The sequence below is a fragment of the Variovorax sp. SRS16 genome (assembly GCF_901827165.1).
Taxonomy (GTDB): Bacteria; Pseudomonadota; Gammaproteobacteria; order Burkholderiales; family Burkholderiaceae_C; genus Variovorax.
Map to the genome: position 1 here is coordinate 2,889,897 of NZ_LR594666.1, position 14,495 is coordinate 2,904,391.

Annotated in this window: 13 protein-coding genes; 2 read left to right on the plus strand and 11 right to left on the minus strand. The window is 67.5% G+C overall.

Annotated elements, in window-relative coordinates; genetic code table 11:
* Positions 1-36 precede the first annotated feature (36 nt).
* The 5 genes from def to smc all read right to left on the minus strand — a co-directional run bounded on the left by def (position 37) and on the right by smc (position 7,877).
* A complete protein-coding gene (gene def / locus E5P2_RS14010) occupies positions 37-576 on the minus strand; it encodes a peptide deformylase (protein WP_162567748.1) in 540 nt (179 codons plus the stop codon).
* A 44-nt stretch (positions 577-620) separates the two neighbouring features.
* On the minus strand, positions 621-1,046 hold the full coding sequence (locus E5P2_RS14015) for a hypothetical protein (protein ID WP_162567749.1): 426 nt from the start codon (positions 1,044-1,046) through the stop codon (positions 621-623).
* Between the two features lie 95 nt (positions 1,047-1,141).
* Positions 1,142-3,217: an NAD-dependent DNA ligase LigA gene (gene ligA, locus E5P2_RS14020; protein WP_162567750.1), complete on the minus strand. Its 2,076-nt coding sequence runs from the start codon at positions 3,215-3,217 to the stop codon at positions 1,142-1,144.
* Between the two features lie 27 nt (positions 3,218-3,244).
* Positions 3,245-4,342: a cell division protein ZipA C-terminal FtsZ-binding domain-containing protein gene (locus E5P2_RS14025; protein WP_162567751.1), complete on the minus strand. Its 1,098-nt coding sequence runs from the start codon at positions 4,340-4,342 to the stop codon at positions 3,245-3,247.
* A 19-nt stretch (positions 4,343-4,361) separates the two neighbouring features.
* The gene (gene smc, locus E5P2_RS14030; RefSeq protein WP_162567752.1) at positions 4,362-7,877 is read right to left on the minus strand and encodes a chromosome segregation protein SMC; all 3,516 of its coding nucleotides are present in this window, start codon (positions 7,875-7,877) and stop codon (positions 4,362-4,364) included.
* 115 nt (positions 7,878-7,992) lie between these two features.
* Here smc and E5P2_RS14035 point away from each other — a divergent pair, with 115 nt between their 5' ends.
* Together E5P2_RS14035 and E5P2_RS14040 are read left to right on the plus strand one after the other, a co-directional pair.
* Positions 7,993-8,742: a hypothetical protein gene (locus E5P2_RS14035; RefSeq protein ID WP_162567753.1), complete on the plus strand. Its 750-nt coding sequence runs from the start codon at positions 7,993-7,995 to the stop codon at positions 8,740-8,742.
* Between the two features lie 65 nt (positions 8,743-8,807).
* Positions 8,808-9,500 (plus strand): mobilization protein, encoded by a 693-nt coding sequence (locus tag E5P2_RS14040; RefSeq protein ID WP_162567754.1) that lies wholly within the window; start codon positions 8,808-8,810, stop codon positions 9,498-9,500.
* On the opposite strand, the gene E5P2_RS14045 is transcribed toward E5P2_RS14040, so the two are convergent.
* From E5P2_RS14045 to E5P2_RS14070, 6 genes are read right to left on the minus strand one after another with little or no spacing between them, the layout of a single operon-like run.
* On the minus strand, positions 9,470-9,994 hold the full coding sequence (locus tag E5P2_RS14045; protein WP_162567755.1) for a disulfide bond formation protein B: 525 nt from the start codon (positions 9,992-9,994) through the stop codon (positions 9,470-9,472). The two genes, E5P2_RS14040 and E5P2_RS14045, sit on opposite strands and share 31 nt — an antisense overlap.
* A 1-nt stretch (position 9,995) precedes the next feature.
* Positions 9,996-11,105: a sulfate/molybdate ABC transporter ATP-binding protein gene (locus E5P2_RS14050; protein WP_162567756.1), complete on the minus strand. Its 1,110-nt coding sequence runs from the start codon at positions 11,103-11,105 to the stop codon at positions 9,996-9,998.
* A complete protein-coding gene (gene cysW, locus E5P2_RS14055) occupies positions 11,102-12,019 on the minus strand; it encodes a sulfate ABC transporter permease subunit CysW (RefSeq protein WP_162567757.1) in 918 nt (305 codons plus the stop codon). The genes E5P2_RS14050 and cysW overlap by 4 nt, the downstream gene beginning before the upstream one ends.
* The gene (cysT, locus tag E5P2_RS14060) at positions 12,016-12,912 is read right to left on the minus strand and encodes a sulfate ABC transporter permease subunit CysT (protein ID WP_162567758.1); all 897 of its coding nucleotides are present in this window, start codon (positions 12,910-12,912) and stop codon (positions 12,016-12,018) included. The genes cysW and cysT overlap by 4 nt, the downstream gene beginning before the upstream one ends.
* Positions 12,913-13,914, minus strand: a complete 1,002-nt coding sequence (locus E5P2_RS14065) for a sulfate ABC transporter substrate-binding protein (protein ID WP_162567759.1) — start codon at positions 13,912-13,914, stop codon at positions 12,913-12,915.
* Positions 13,911-14,489, minus strand: a complete 579-nt coding sequence (locus E5P2_RS14070) for an RBBP9/YdeN family alpha/beta hydrolase (protein ID WP_162567760.1) — start codon at positions 14,487-14,489, stop codon at positions 13,911-13,913. Before E5P2_RS14070 ends, E5P2_RS14065 begins: the two co-directional genes overlap by 4 nt.
* Positions 14,490-14,495 lie beyond the last annotated feature (6 nt).

Sequence of the window (14,495 nt, forward strand, 5' to 3'; positions counted from 1 at the left end):
TTCCCGAAGGGGCCCGGCTGCGCCGGCCAATTGCTCTCAATCGTCCTCGCTCGCATCGAGGCCCGGAAACAGGATCTCGGTGTAGCCGAAGCGTGAGAAATCGCGCACCCGCATCGGGTAGAGCTTGCCCAGCAGATGATCGACCTCGTGCTGCACCACGCGGGCATGGAAGCCCTCGACGGTGCGGTCGACGGGATCGCCATAAGGATCGAAGCCGGTGTAGCGGATGTGCGCGAAGCGCGGCACGACGCCGCGCAGGCCGGGCACCGACAGGCAGCCTTCCCAGCCCTCTTCCTCCTCGTCGCCCAGCGGCGTGATGACGGGATTGAGCAGCACGGTGCGCGGCACCAGTGGCGCATCCGGATAGCGCGGATTGACGGCGTCGGTGCCGAAGATCACGAGCTGCTGGTCGACGCCGATCTGCGGCGCCGCGAGCCCCGCGCCGTGGACGGCCTGCATGGTCTCGAACATGTCGCGCACCAGCAGATGAAGCTCGTCAGTGTCGAAGGCGGCGACGGGCTGCGCGATGCGCAGCAAGCGCGGGTCGCCCATCTTGAGAATTTCGCGAATGGCCATGGCGGGATTATCGCGATGGCCCCATCACGCGGTCGGCCGTGGGGTCAGGGTCCGTCGCCGTGCTGACCGCCGCCACGCGGCATGCCCGTGGGTGGCAACCGCAGGCCGCCCGCGCCTGCACCGGGTGCTACACCGCCACGCGGGAAGCCCGGCCTCGGCCCCACGCCCGGACGTGGCCCGACGCCCGGGCGCGGCACGAAGCCGGGATGGGGGCCGTAGTAACCCGGCCTGCCGTAATAGCCCGGGCGCCCGTAGTAGCCGGGCCGTCCGTAATAGCCGCCGCCTTCGATGTACACCGAGGGCGGCGACACCACGACGGGCGCCGGGTCGTAGTAGGGTTCCGAATACACGGGTCCACCCGAATAGACCGCCCCGCCGTAAGCCGGCCCCGCGGGGACCGCGACGCAGCCGCTCAGGACGGCGACGCCGCCGAGCGCAATGCAAGTACCGAGTAGACGAATTCTGTTCATGATGGACTCCTGGTTCTTTCAACGGACGGTTGTAGGCGCTGTTGACCGCGCACGTGTGAAGCCTGCGTAACGTCCGGTAAAGACAGGTGCGACGCTCAGAGTCCGCTCCGAAGAATCTCCAGCATGCGCGCCTCGTCGATCACGGCCACGCCAAGATCGCGCGCCTTGTCGAGCTTGCTGCCGGCGTCCTCTCCCGCCACCACATAGTCGGTCTTCTTGCTCACCGAGCCCGCCACCTTGGCGCCGGCCGATTCCAGTTTGTCCTTCGCTTCGTCGCGGCTGAGCGTAGGAAGAGTACCGGTGATGACGAAGGTCTTGCCCGCCAGCGGCTTCGGGATGCGCGCGGCCGGCTCGCCCTCTTCCCAGTGCACGCCGCAGGCGCGCAGCTGCTCGACCACCTCGCGGTTGTGCGGCTGATCGAAGAAGGTGCGCAGGCTCTTCGCTACCACCGGCCCGACGTCGTTGACCTCCAGCAGATGCTCCTCGCTGGCATCCATGATCGCGTCCAGCGTGCCGAAGTGCTTGGCCAGGTCTTTCGCGGTGCTCTCGCCGACATGGCGGATGCCGAGGCCGAACAGGAAGCGCGGCAACGTGGTCTTCTTCGACGCCTCGAGCGCATCGACGATGTTCTTGGCCGACTTGTCGGCCATGCGGTCCAGGCCTGCCAGCGTGGTGAAGCCGAGCTTGTAGAGATCGGGCAAGGTCCGGATCAGGTCGGCATCGACCAGCTGCTCGACCAGCTTGTCGCCGAGGCCTTCGATGTCGAGTGCACGCCGCGCGGCGAAATGAAGGATGGCTTCCTTGCGCTGGGCCGCGCAGAAGAGGCCGCCCGTGCAACGGTGATTGACTTCGCCCCGCTCGCGCACGACGTCGCTTTCGCAGATCGGACAGTGACGCGGCATGCGAAAGTTCGGAACATAGGACTGACGCGAATCGCCCACGATGCCCACCACTTCGGGAATGACGTCGCCCGCTCGCCGCACGATGACCATGTCACCCACGCGCACCTTCTTGCGCCGGATGTCGAACAGGTTGTGAAGCGTCACGTTAGCCACCGTGGTGCCGCCCACGAATACCGGGTCCAGCCGCGCGACCGGCGTCAGCTTGCCGGTCCGCCCGACCTGCACGTCGATGCCCAGCACGCGCGTCATCGCCTCCTGCGCCGGGTATTTGTGCGCGACGGCCCATCGCGGCTCGCGCGAGACGAAGCCGAGTTGCCGCTGCAGCTCGAGGCTGTCGACCTTGTAGACGACTCCATCGATGTCATAGGGCAAGGTATCGCGCTCACGTCCCATCGTCTCGTGGAACTCGATCAGCTCGCTCGCGCCACGGGCGCGCGTTCTCTTCGTCGAAACCGGAAAGCCCCAGATATCGAACTGGGTCAGCCAGTCGAATTGCGTCGCGCAGTCCGGCCCGCCCTGCTCCGGCGGCGTGACCTCGCCGAGGCCGTAGGCGAAGAAGCTCAGGGGCCGGTCGGCCGCGATCGCCGGATCCAGCTGGCGCACAGCGCCGGCCGCGGCATTGCGCGGGTTCACGAAGACCTTCTCGTTCTTCTGGCCGGCAGCGATCTTCTCGCGCTGCCGCTCGTTGAGCTTCTCGAAGTCGTCGCGCCGCATGTAGACCTCGCCGCGCACCTCGACCACCGGCGGCAGCGCCGAAGCCTCGCCATGCAGGCGCAGGGGGATCTGCTGCATCGTGCGAATGTTCTGTGTCACCTCTTCGCCGATCTCGCCGTCGCCGCGCGTCGCGGCCTGGACCAGCACGCCGTGCTCGTAGCGCAGATTGATGGCCAGGCCGTCGAACTTGAGCTCGCACACGTACTCGACCTGCGGCGCGTCCTCCGCCAGGCCGAGCTCCTTGCGCACCCGCGCATCGAAGGCGCTCGCGCCCGCGGGCGTGATGTCGGTCTCGGTGCGGATCGACAGCATCGGCACCTTGTGGCGCACCTTGACGAAGCCGTCGAGCGGCTTGCCGCCGACGCGCTGCGTGGGTGAATCGGGCGTGCGCAGCTCGGGGTATTCCGCTTCGATGGCTTGCAGGCGCTGGAACAGCTTGTCGTACTCGGCATCGGGCAATTCGGGCGCATCGAGCACGTAGTAGAGATGCGCGTGGTGGTGCAGCTGTTCAGCCAATGCAGCCGCCTCGCGAGCCGCCTTCTCTCGCGTTGTCATGAAAGTCTCCTGAACAAGCCGGACAGCTTAGCTGAACAAGCGCCGCGCCAGCGGTGAGCCGGCCGAGAGATCGCGCGTATCCAGCGTGTCATAAAGCTGCTCGAGATCCGCACCGATCACGTCCATCGTGTCGTCGCGCAGCAGCTGGCCATCGCTGTCGGTCACGACGCCGTCCATCTCGCGCGCCAGCGTGGCCGCGGCCTCGCGCATGCGCTCGAAGGGCCGCTCGCCGCGATCGACCTGCGGCACGTCGAGGCTCAGCGCGAGTTCGCGGATCGCCGACTGCGCCGGATCGTCGGCCAGCGCGGCCTGCGTGTCGAAGGACAGGCCCAGGATCGGCGGCAGGCCGATCTCGCCCGCGGGCAGCACCATGCGGCCCGGAATGATGCCCGCCACGAAGCCCAGGCGCGCTGCGTTCTGCTGCACGTAGCCGGGACTCCATGCCGCATGCAGCGCGCGCAGCACGAAACTCAGCTGCGCATCGTGCGAACTCGCGAACTGATCGAGCTCGCGGGCGCGCGCCACCTCGTCCAGCATCTCGGGAAACTCGGGCGCGCCGTTGAGCGCATCGGCAAAGGCCTGGGCCTTGACGACGAATTCGGAGTACTCGATCTCGTTGAGCGCGCCGGTGCGATTGGCCAGTTGCACGCCGACCTGGAAGGCACCGTAGCGCTGACCCGGCGCCGGCAGTTCCCATTCGCCTGTGTGTTCGTTGAGGCCCTCGATCGCAACCGGCTTGCTGCCGGCGCGCCGCGTGGCCGGCATGGCCGCAATGGCCGCATCGCCCGAGGCGAGGCCATCGAGCGACACCGGCGCGATCACGTCGATCAACGGATCGAGCCCGCCGCGCCGCTCGGCCGTCGGCATGGGCAACGCGCTGGGCGCCGGCAGGTCGGGGTCGAACAGCGGCTCGTGCCGCTCGGTGCCGTGCATCAATTGCGGCTCGACATGCAGCACCGGTTCCTGGTCCTGCGTCGACTCCGCCCGAACAGTGTCGGGCGCTTCGCTGTCTCGCACATCGGGCTGGCGCGGCTCGTTGCGACGCGACATCCACGTGTTGAAGCCGACGACTGCGGCCAGCACGAGGCCGCCGAGGATCGCCAGCGCGACGGTGAGGCTGCTCATGCGCGGTCCATGTCCCTGTTCAAGCGGCTTCGACCATGGACACCGCAGCTTCCATGTCGACCGCCACGATGCGTGACACACCCTGTTCCTGCATGGTCACGCCGATCAGCTGTTCGGCCATCTCCATCGCGATCTTGTTGTGGCTGATGAAGAGGAACTGGGTTTCGCGGCTCATGGCGGTCACGAGTTTGGCATAGCGCTCGGTGTTGGCATCGTCCAGCGGCGCATCCACCTCGTCCAACAGGCAGAAAGGTGCCGGATTGAGCTGGAAGATCGCGAACACGAGCGCGATGGCCGTCAGCGCCTTCTCGCCGCCCGAGAGCAGATGGATGGTCTGGTTCTTCTTGCCCGGCGGCTGCGCCATGACCTGCACGCCCGAATCGAGGATCTCGTCGCCGGTCATCATGAGCCGCGCATTGCCGCCGCCGAAGAGCTCGGGGAACATGCGGCTGAAGTGCTCGTTGACGATCTTGAAGGTGCCGCCCAGCAGGTCGCGGGTTTCGGCGTCGATCTTGCGGATCGCGTCCTCGAGCGTGGTGATCGCCTCGTTCAGGTCGGCCGACTGGGCGTCGAGGAAGGTCTTGCGCTCGCTGGCCACGGCGAGTTCGTCGAGCGCGGCGAGGTTGACCGCACCGAGCGAAGCGACCTCGCGGTTCAGGCGGTCGATCTCGCTTTGTAGGCCGCCGAGCCGCACCTTGTCGGTCTCGATCGACAGCGCGACCGCTTCGAGATCGGCCTGCGCATCGGCCAGCAATTGCTGGTACTGCTCGAAGCCCAGGCGCGCAGCCTGTTCCTTGAGCTGGAAATCGGTGATGCGCTGGCGCAGCGGATCGAGTTCGCGCTCGAGCTGCAGGCGCCGTTCGTCGCTGGCGCGCAGCTTGAGCGTGAGATCGTCGTACTGGCTGCGCGAGCCGCCGAGCGCAGTTTCGCGTTCGAGCTTGAGCGCCAGCGCATCCTGGAGGCCGGCCTGTGCGGCTGCGTCGGACAGGCGGCCCAGTTCGGCACGCGCGCGTTCGTCCTCTTCGGTGAGCGAGGTGGTCTGCTGCACGGCGGTCTCGATGGCGCGGCCGAGTTCGCCGCGCCGCGCTTCGAGCGTGCGCTGGGCGAAGGTGGCCTCCTGGGCCTGGCGCTCGAGGCTGCGATGCTGATCGCGGCTGGCGGCCAGCAGGCGGGCGGCCTCGATCACGCGCTCGTCGAGCTGCGCATGGCGCTCCTGGCTGTCGGCCAGCTGCATGTCGAGTTCTTCGAAGCGGCTTTCGGCGGCGACGCGCTTTTCCTGCAGCTCTTCGAGCTGGGCGTCGACTTCACCGAGGTCAGAGGACAGCTGCTCGCTGCGCGCGCGGGTCTGCTCGGCCAATTGAGACAGGCGCAGCGTCTCGACCTGGAGCTCATGCGCACGCGACTGTGTCTCGGCCGCTTCGCGGCGCGCCGTGACGAGCCGCTGAGCCGCATCGCCGTACGCGGCCTCGGCGCGCGCCAGCGCGGTGCGCGACTCTTCGCTGATCAGCGTCTGGGCGCGCAGCTGGCGCTCGAGGTTCTCCATTTCCTGCTGGCGCGCCAGGAGGCCGGCCTGCTCGGAATCCTGCGCGTAGAAGCTCACGCTGTGCGCGGTGACGGCATGGCCGCTCTGGACGTAGATCACCTCGCCGGGCTGCAGCTTGTCGCGCTGGGCCAGCGCCTCTTCGAGCGTCGCGGCGGTGTGGCAGCCATGCAGCCATTCGGCCAGCAAGGCCTGTTGTCCGGCATCGCCGAGGCGCAGCAGATCCGACAGGCGCGGCAAGGCGCTGGGCGCTTGCGGCAGGCCCGCCACTGGCGGCGTGTAGAAGGCCAGCTTGGCCGGCGGTGCATCGCCGCCGAAGGCACGGACCATGTCGAGCCGGCTGACCTCGAGCGCGCCCAGGCGCTCGCGCAATGCGGATTCGAGTGCGTTCTCCCAGCCCTGCTCGATGTGGATGCGGCTCCACAGGCCTTGCAGGCTTTCGAGGCCGTGCTTGGCCAGCCAGGGCGCGAGCTTGCCGTCGGTCTTGACCTTTTCCTGCAGCGCGCGCAGCGCTTCCAGTCGTGCCGAGAGTTCGGCATGGCGCGCGCCTTCGGTGTTGACGGCCTGCTGGCGGTTGCGGCGGTCGTCGTCGAGCTGCGGCACGGCTTCCTGGAGCTCGTGCAGGCGGGCATCGGCTTCGATGGAGGCTTCCTGCGCCGCGGCCAGTTGCGCCTGCAGATCGCGCAGGCGGGTTTCGTCGGGGGCGGCAAGCGCGCTCTGGTCGCTGCGCAGGCGTTCGGCGCGCAGCGTGAGCTGCCGGCTCTGGTCTTCGATGTTGCGTTGATCGGCGGCCAGCACCTGGATCTGCTGCTGCACTTGGGCGACCGTGGCGCGCTGCGCATTGGCCTCGTCCTGCGCGCGCTGCTGCGCCTCTTCGAGCTCGGGCATGCGGGCGTCGTGCTCTTCGAGCTGCGCGGCCAGCAGCTCGGCCTGCTCTTCGGCATTGACGCCCTGGCCGGCCAGGGTTTCGATCTCGGCCTCGGCATCCTCGCGGCGCGTGCTCCATTGCGCGATCTGCTCGCGCAGCTGGCCGAGGCGCTGCTCGACGCGCTGGCGGCCCTCGACCACGAAGCGGATCTCGCCCTCGAGCCGCCCGACCTCGGCACTGGCCTCGTAGAGCTTGCCCTGCGCCTGGTTGACCTGGTCGCCGGCGGCGTAGTGTGCCTGGCGCACGGTTTCGAGTTCGGCTTCGATGTGGCGCAGGTCGGCGGTGCGCGATTCGAGGTCGTTGATCGCCTTCTCGGCGTCGGCCTTGATCTTGCCCTGGTCGGCTTCGCTTTCGCTGCGCTTCAGGAACCAGAGCTGGTGCTGCTTGCGCGTGGCATCGCCCTGCAGCGTGTTGTAGCGCGCGGCGACCTCGGCCTGCTTCTCGAGCTTCTCGAGGTTGCTGTTGAGCTCGCGCAGGATGTCCTCGACGCGCGTGAGGTTCTCGCGCGTGTCGCCCAGGCGGTTCTCGGTCTCGCGGCGGCGCTCCTTGTACTTCGACACGCCGGCGGCTTCTTCGAGGAAGAGGCGCAGCTCCTCGGGCTTGGATTCGATGATCCGGCTGATCGTGCCCTGGCCGATGATCGCGTAGGCGCGCGGGCCGAGGCCGGTGCCGAGGAACACGTCCTGCACGTCGCGCCGGCGCACCGGCTGGTTGTTGATGTAGTAGCTCGAATTGCCGTCGCGCGTGAGCACGCGCCGGACCGCGATCTCGGCGAACTGCGACCACTGGCCGCCGGCCCGGTGGTCGGCGTTGTCGAACACCAGCTCGACGCTCGAACGGCTGGCCTGCTTGCGCGTGGTCGTGCCGTTGAAGATGACGTCCTGCATCGACTCGCCGCGCAGCTCCGAGGCGCGCGATTCGCCGAGCACCCAGCGCACCGCATCCATGATGTTCGACTTGCCGCAACCGTTGGGCCCGACGACGCCGACGAGTTGACCGGGCAGCAGGAAGTTGGTGGGTTCGGCGAAGGACTTGAAGCCGGAGAGCTTGATGGAATTGAGACGCACGACGGGTCGGCCTTGAGCCTGGCTTTTGCCAAGGTGTTGATTTGTAAGAAAAATTCAGCGGCCCGTAGCCCGAAGACCGGCCGACACCCGAGGCGACGATGATAACGTGCGGCCCATGAGCGATTTCCCCGTTTCTCCTCGCGTGTGGCATCGCGCGCTGCTGTTCGGCGCGGCCGCGATGCTGTTGGGCCTTGCAGCCTGCACGACGACGGAGCGCGCGCAACCCTACGCCGGCAACGAATGGATCCAGACCAGCGCCAACCGCATCGCCAACCTCGCGCTGCGTGACAACCTGCAATCGATCCGCCGGGTGCAGCTGTCGCTCTATCGCCGCAACCCGCGCGAATGGCACAAATGGGCCGCGAGCGCGGAAGATGCCATTCAACGCACCTGGGCCGCCATCTCGCAACAGAGCTCCCTGCCCGACCTGCAGGGTGCGACCGGCATCGACGCGATCCGCATGGCTTTCGAGACCCAGCCGAAGCCCTATGCGGGCGACCGCGTCGCGGCGCTGGTGGTCGGCTGGGCGTCACTGCTCAAGCAGGCCAACGGCGGCACCTGGGAGCAGAGCATGCTCGACGGCGTGAATGCCGAGAACAGCTACCGGGCCGCGCGCAATGTCGAGATCTCGCTCTGGCTCATCGGCTCCAAGACCGGCCCGGACGGCCAGCCCTTGCTGCTGGCCACGGAGATCAGCGAGCGCGGCCGCAACCTGGTGGTCGACCGCGAGCTCTCCAAGGTGGTGGCGCGCCTCGATCTGCTGGCCGCGCAGGCCGACGAGAAGTACCGCCGTGCGGCGCTCGATTTCGGCCAGAACTGGTTTCTCGGCAGCCTCGGACCTTTCTTCTCGATGGTGCCGAGGTAGGCCGTGCGCGGCGCCGCACCTAGAATGCTTCGCACTTTTCCATCCCACTCTCTCCGAGGAATTCCATGAGTTCGATCAATTTCATCGGCGGCGAAAAGGGCGGTGTCGGCAAGTCGGTCACGGCACGGGTTCTGGCGCAGTACTTCATCGACCACAGCCGGCCCTTCGTCGGCTTCGACACCGACCGCTCGCACAACTCGTTCACCCGCTTCTACGAAGGCTTCGCCTCGCAGGTGGTGGTCGACAGTTTCGAGGGCCTCGACACGGTGGTGAACGGCTTCGAGGCCAATCCCCATCAAAGCGTGATCGTCGACCTCGCGGCGCAGACGCTGGCACCGCTGTCGCGATGGATCAAGGAGTCGGACCTGTTCGACGTGTTCGCCGAACTCGGCGTGGCGGTCAACTTCTGGCACGTGCTCGACGACGGCAAGGATTCGAGCGACCTGCTCGGCACGCTGGTCGACACCTTCGGCAACCGGCCCAACTACATCGTGGTGCAGAACTACGGCCGCGGCAACGACTTCGCGCTGCTGCTCGGCTCGCAGTCGCTCAGCAAGGCGATCACGAACGGCGCCCGCGTCATTGCACTGCCGCGCCTGCACGACGCCAGCATGCGCAAGATCGACGGGCGCAACACCAGCTTCTGGAAGGCGGTGAACGACCGCGAAGGCCCGCACGCGCTCGGGCTGCTGGAGCGCCAGCGCGTGAAGGGCTGGCTGGCGACGGCCTATGCCGCCTTCGACACCTTGCCGCTCTGACCTGCGCGGCGCAGCAGCAGCACGAGGAGCAGCAGGCCCAGCACCGTGAAGGCAATGAAGGACCAGTTCGCGATCGACAGGCCGAACAGGGTCCAGTCGATCTTGGAGCAGTCTCCGCTGCCGCGGAAGATCATCGGCAAGGCGCGCTGCAACGGAAAGGTCTCGATCATTCCGTAGATGTCGCGGCCGCAGCTCACCACTTCCGGCGGATGCCATTGCAGCCAGCTCTGGCGCGCAGCGGTGTAGGCGCCGCCGACGGCCATGACCAGTGCAAGCAAGGCGCCCGTCCACTGCAAGCCGCGACGGCGGCTCGTGGACGCCAGCCCGGCGAAAACCGCCAGCAGCACCAGCGCATAACGCTGCACGACGCACATCGGGCACGGCTCCAGGCCCACCACATGTTGCAGATACAGCCCGAAGGCGAGCATCGCCACGCAGGCGGCGCAGATCAGCGCCAACGCGCGCCGCGGCGCACCGAAATACCAGTCGATCAAGCTATGGTCCCTCCACGAACACACGGGCCCGGCGCGGCGTGGCGACCACTGTTTCGCCTTCCCGCAAGCCGAGATCCCGGAACTGTTGCGCAGGAAGTTGCGCCTCGATGATGGTTCCGGACCCCGGATTATCAGGATTCGATTCGACCGGTTCGAGTTCCAGCCTTGCGATCGGACCGACCACGATGGCACGGCTCAGCGTCGCGACGATGCCCTGGGTCCGTGCGGAGCCGTTCGCTGTCGTGGCCGGCACATAGCGCGCGATGTCGAGGTCGTGCGGCCGCACATAGGCCAGCGCCTTGCCGTCACGCAGCCCGCGGCTTTCCGGCGTATCGATGCGAATGCCTTCCACATGCACCTCGCCCTCGTGCGCACGGCCATGGAACAGGTTGACGTCGCCGAGAAAGCCATAGACGAAGGGGCTGGCCGGCCGGTCCCACACGTCCTGCGGCGAGCCGACCTGCTCGACGCGCCCGCTGTTCATCAGCACCACGCGGTCGGCCACTTCGAGCGCTTCCTCCTGGTCATGGGTGACGAAGATGCTGGTCACGTGCAGCTCGTCGTGCAGGCGGCGCAGCCAGCGGCGCAGTTCCTTGCGCACCTTGGCGTCGAGCGCGCCGAAGGGTTCGTCGAGCAGCAGCACCTTGGGCTCCACCGCGAGCGCACGGGCCAGCGCGATGCGCTGGCGCTGGCCGCCCGACAGCTGTGCCGGATAGCGGTCGGCCAGCCAGTCGAGCTGCACCAGCTTGAGCAGGTCGTGCACCTTGGTCTTGATCTGCGCCTCGCTCGGACGCACGCCGCGCGGCTTCACGCGCAGGCCGAAGGCGACGTTCTCGAACACCGTCATGTGCCGGAACAGCGCGTAGTGCTGGAACACGAAGCCGACCTGGCGCTCGCGCACGTGGACGTCGGTCGTGTCCTCGCCGGCGAACAGGATGCTGCCGGTGTCGGCGGTCTCCAGCCCCGCGATGATGCGCAGCAGCGTGGTCTTGCCGCAGCCCGAGGGGCCGAGCAGCGCGACGAGCTCGCCCGACGCCACGTCGAGGCTGACATCGCGCAGCGCGTGGAACTCGCCGAAGCGCTTGCTGACGTTGCGGATCTCGATGCTCATGATGTTCCTCCCAGGGCCGCGACGGCGGGTTGCGGCCGCTCCGGCGGCAGTTCTGCGATGGCCTTCATCTCGCGCTCGTGCCGCCACTCGATGAAGGACTTGATCACCAGCGTGACCAGTGCCAGGATGGCCAGCAGCGAGGCCACCGCGAACGCGGCCACCGACTGGTACTCGTTGTAGAGCACCTCGACATGCAGCGGCATGGTGTTGGTCTGGCCGCGGATGTGGCCCGACACGACCGACACCGCGCCGAACTCGCCCATGGCGCGCGCATTGCACAGAATGACGCCGTACAGCAGCCCCCATTTGATGTTCGGCAGGGTCACGTGCCAGAAGGTCTGCCAGCCCGTGGCGCCGAGCACGATGGCGGCCTGCTCCTCCTCGGTGCCCTGCGCCTGCATCAGCGGCACCAGTTCGCGCGCGATGAAGGGAAAGGTCACGAACACCGTGGCCAGCACGATGCCGGGCACAGCGAAGATGATCTTGATGTCGTGTGCGGCCAGCCAGGGACCGAACCAGCCCTGCGCGCCGAACACCAGCACGTAGATCAGCCCCGCGACCACCGGCGACACGGCGAAGGGCAGATCGACCAGCGTCGTGAGAAAAGCCTTGCCCCGGAATTCGAACTTGGCGATCGCCCAGGCCGCTGCCACGCCGAAGACCAGGTTGGCCGGCACGGCGATCGCGGCCGTGAGCAGGGTCAGGCGGATCGCACTCCAGGCATCGGGCTCCTCGAGCGCCTGGAAGTAGGCGCCGAATCCCTTGCGCAGCGCTTCGGCCGCGACAGCGGCCAGCGGCAGCACGAGGAACAGCAGCATGAAGGCCAACGCAATGCCGATCAATGTCCAGCGCACCCAGGCCGATTCGGTGGTGCCGGCCGCGGCGCGCCGGACCACGCTGGCTGGCGCGCTCATGACGAAGCCCCCGAGCGGCGCCGCTGCCAGGCCTGCAGGCCGTTGATGACCAGCAGCAGCACGAAGGACAGCACCAGCATCACCAAGGCCACCGCGGTGGCGCCCGCATAGTCGTACTGCTCGAGCTTGCCGATGATGATCAGCGGCGTGATCTCCGAGATCATCGGCATGTTGCCGGCGATGAAGATCACCGAGCCGTACTCACCGATCGCGCGCGCGAAGGCCATCGCGAAGCCGGTCAGCAGCGCCGGCATGATCGAGGGCAGGATCACCCGCGTGAAGGTCTGCAGCCGGGTCGCACCCAGGCTGGTCGCGGCCTCCTCGAGTTCCTTCTCGGTGTCTTCGAGCACCGGCTGCACCGTGCGCACCACGAACGGCAGGCCAATGAAGATCAGCGCGATCACGATACCCGCCGGCGTGAAGGCCAGCTTGATGCCGAGCGGTTCGAGGTACTGGCCGATCCAGCCGTTGCCCGCCAGGAGCGCGGTCAGCGAGATGCCGGCGACCGCGGTGGGCAGCGCGAACGGCAGGTCGACCAGCGCATCGACGATGCGCTTGCCCGGGAACTTGTAGCGCACCAGCACCCAGGCCACGAGCAGGCCGAAGACGAGGTTGACCAGCGCGGCGATCAGCGACGCGCCGAAGGTCAGGCGGTAGGACGCCATCACGCGCGGCGCGGTCACCGCGACCCAGAACTGGTCCCAACTCATCGTGAAGGTCTTGAAGACCAGCGCGGACAGCGGGATCAGGACGATCAGGCACAGGTACAGCAGCGAGAAGCCGAGCGTGATGTGAAAGCCGGGCAGCACGCGCCGCGACACGCCGGTATTGCCCGCACGCGCAAGCGGCGCCGCCGTGGCGGACGGCAGCGCCGACGAGACAACCCCAGCCATTTACTTGGCGCCAGGTGTGTACAGCTTGTCGAACTGGCCGCCATCGTTGAAGTGCACCTTCTGCGCTTCGCTGAGGCTGCCGAACAGTTCCTGCACGGTGAAGAGTTGCAGCGGCTTGAAGGTCGCGGCGTATTTCTTGAGCACTGCTTCCGAGCGCGGGCGCAGCGCGTGCTTGGCCGCGATCTCCTGCGCCTCGTCCGAATAGAGGTAGTCGAGGTAGGCCTTCGCGAGTTCGCCGGTGCCCTTCTTCGCCACCGTGCGTTCGACCACCGCGACCGGGTTCTCGGCCAGGATGCTGATCGACGGATACACCGCATCGACCTTGCCGGCGCCGAACTCGCGGTCGATCGACACGACCTCCGATTCGAAGGTGATCAGCACGTCGCCGATGTTGCGCTGCAGGAAGGCGGTCGTCGCATCGCGGCCACCGCGCGCGAGCACCGGCACGTTCTTGAACAGCTTGCCGACGAACTCGGCGGCCTGGGCGTCGGTGCCGCCCTTCTTCTTGACGTAGCCCCACGCAGCCAAGTAGGCGTAGCGGCCGTTGCCGCCGGTCTTGGGATTGACGACCACGACCTGCACGCCGGGCTTGATCAGGTCGTCCCAGTCCTTGATGCCCTTGGGGTTGCCCTTGCGCGTGAGGAACAGCATGGTCGAGGTGGTCGGCGCCGCGTTGTTCGGGAAGCGCTTGGCCCAGTCCTTGGCCACCACGCCGGCGTTGGCGAGGAACTCGATGTCGGTGGTGGTGTTCATGGTCACCACATCGGCATCGAGGCCGTCGGCCACCGCGCGCGCCTGCGCGCTGGAGCCGGCATGCGACTGGTCGATCTTGACGTCCTTGCCGGTGGTCGCTTTGTAATGCGCGACGAAGGCGGTGTTGTAGTCCTTGTAGAACTCGCGCGCCACGTCGTAGGAGACATTGAGCAAGGTGGTCTGGGCGGATGCGGCGCCGCTTGCGGCGAGCACGAGGGCGCCGAGGATCGTCTTGATTCTGGAAGTCATAGGGTTGCCAAAGGTTCGATATTGCTGCGGCCGGCCAGGAGGTTCGCGGGCTCGTCCGTCAGGGATTGGAGCAATGCGAGACCGAGGGGCCAGTCACCATGCCCCGATTCGAGGTTGATGTGGCCGGCATTTTGCATGCGAACGAATTCGCTGCCCCAGGCACGGGCATAGGCGCCGGCCAGCCGGACCGGGCAATAGGGGTCGTTGCCGCTCGCCACCACGATGCTGCGGTACGGCAGCTTCGCATGGGGAACGGGCGCGAAATCCGACAGCACCGCGCGGCGCTCGGGGTCGGCCGGCGCCACCAGCAGCGCGCCGCTGATGCGTGCGGCAGCGGCCTCGGGCAGATGCGCGGTCGCGATGCAGCCGAGACTGTGCGCGACGATCACCACCGGACCGGGGCATTCAAGCACGCGGGTCTCGAGCATGGATACCCACGCCGCGCGGCCCGGCGCGAGCCAGTCGTCCTGCACCACGCGCACCGCGCCCTGCATGCGCTCCGCCCACAGGCTCTGCCAGTGTCCCGGCCCGGAATCGCGCCAGCCCGGCACGATGACGATGGTCGGTTTCGTCACGCGGGC

What these genes read in the sequence shown, in the direction of transcription:
- E5P2_RS14025 (WP_162567751.1), bottom strand. Translation starts at nt 4,342, where the DNA reads ATGAGCAGCCTCACCGTCGCGCTGGCGATCCTCGGCGGCCTCGTGCTG.
- def (WP_162567748.1), bottom strand. Translation starts at nt 576, where the DNA reads ATGGCCATTCGCGAAATTCTCAAGATGGGCGACCCGCGCTTGCTGCGC.
- ligA (WP_162567750.1), bottom strand. Translation starts at nt 3,217, where the DNA reads ATGACAACGCGAGAGAAGGCGGCTCGCGAGGCGGCTGCATTGGCTGAA.
- E5P2_RS14065 (WP_162567759.1), bottom strand. Translation starts at nt 13,914, where the DNA reads ATGACTTCCAGAATCAAGACGATCCTCGGCGCCCTCGTGCTCGCCGCA.
- E5P2_RS14035 (WP_162567753.1), top strand. Translation starts at nt 7,993, where the DNA reads ATGAGCGATTTCCCCGTTTCTCCTCGCGTGTGGCATCGCGCGCTGCTG.
- cysW (WP_162567757.1), bottom strand. Translation starts at nt 12,019, where the DNA reads ATGAGCGCGCCAGCCAGCGTGGTCCGGCGCGCCGCGGCCGGCACCACC.
- E5P2_RS14050 (WP_162567756.1), bottom strand. Translation starts at nt 11,105, where the DNA reads ATGAGCATCGAGATCCGCAACGTCAGCAAGCGCTTCGGCGAGTTCCAC.
- cysT (WP_162567758.1), bottom strand. Translation starts at nt 12,912, where the DNA reads ATGGCTGGGGTTGTCTCGTCGGCGCTGCCGTCCGCCACGGCGGCGCCG.
- E5P2_RS14015 (WP_162567749.1), bottom strand. Translation starts at nt 1,046, where the DNA reads ATGAACAGAATTCGTCTACTCGGTACTTGCATTGCGCTCGGCGGCGTC.
- E5P2_RS14040 (WP_162567754.1), top strand. Translation starts at nt 8,808, where the DNA reads ATGAGTTCGATCAATTTCATCGGCGGCGAAAAGGGCGGTGTCGGCAAG.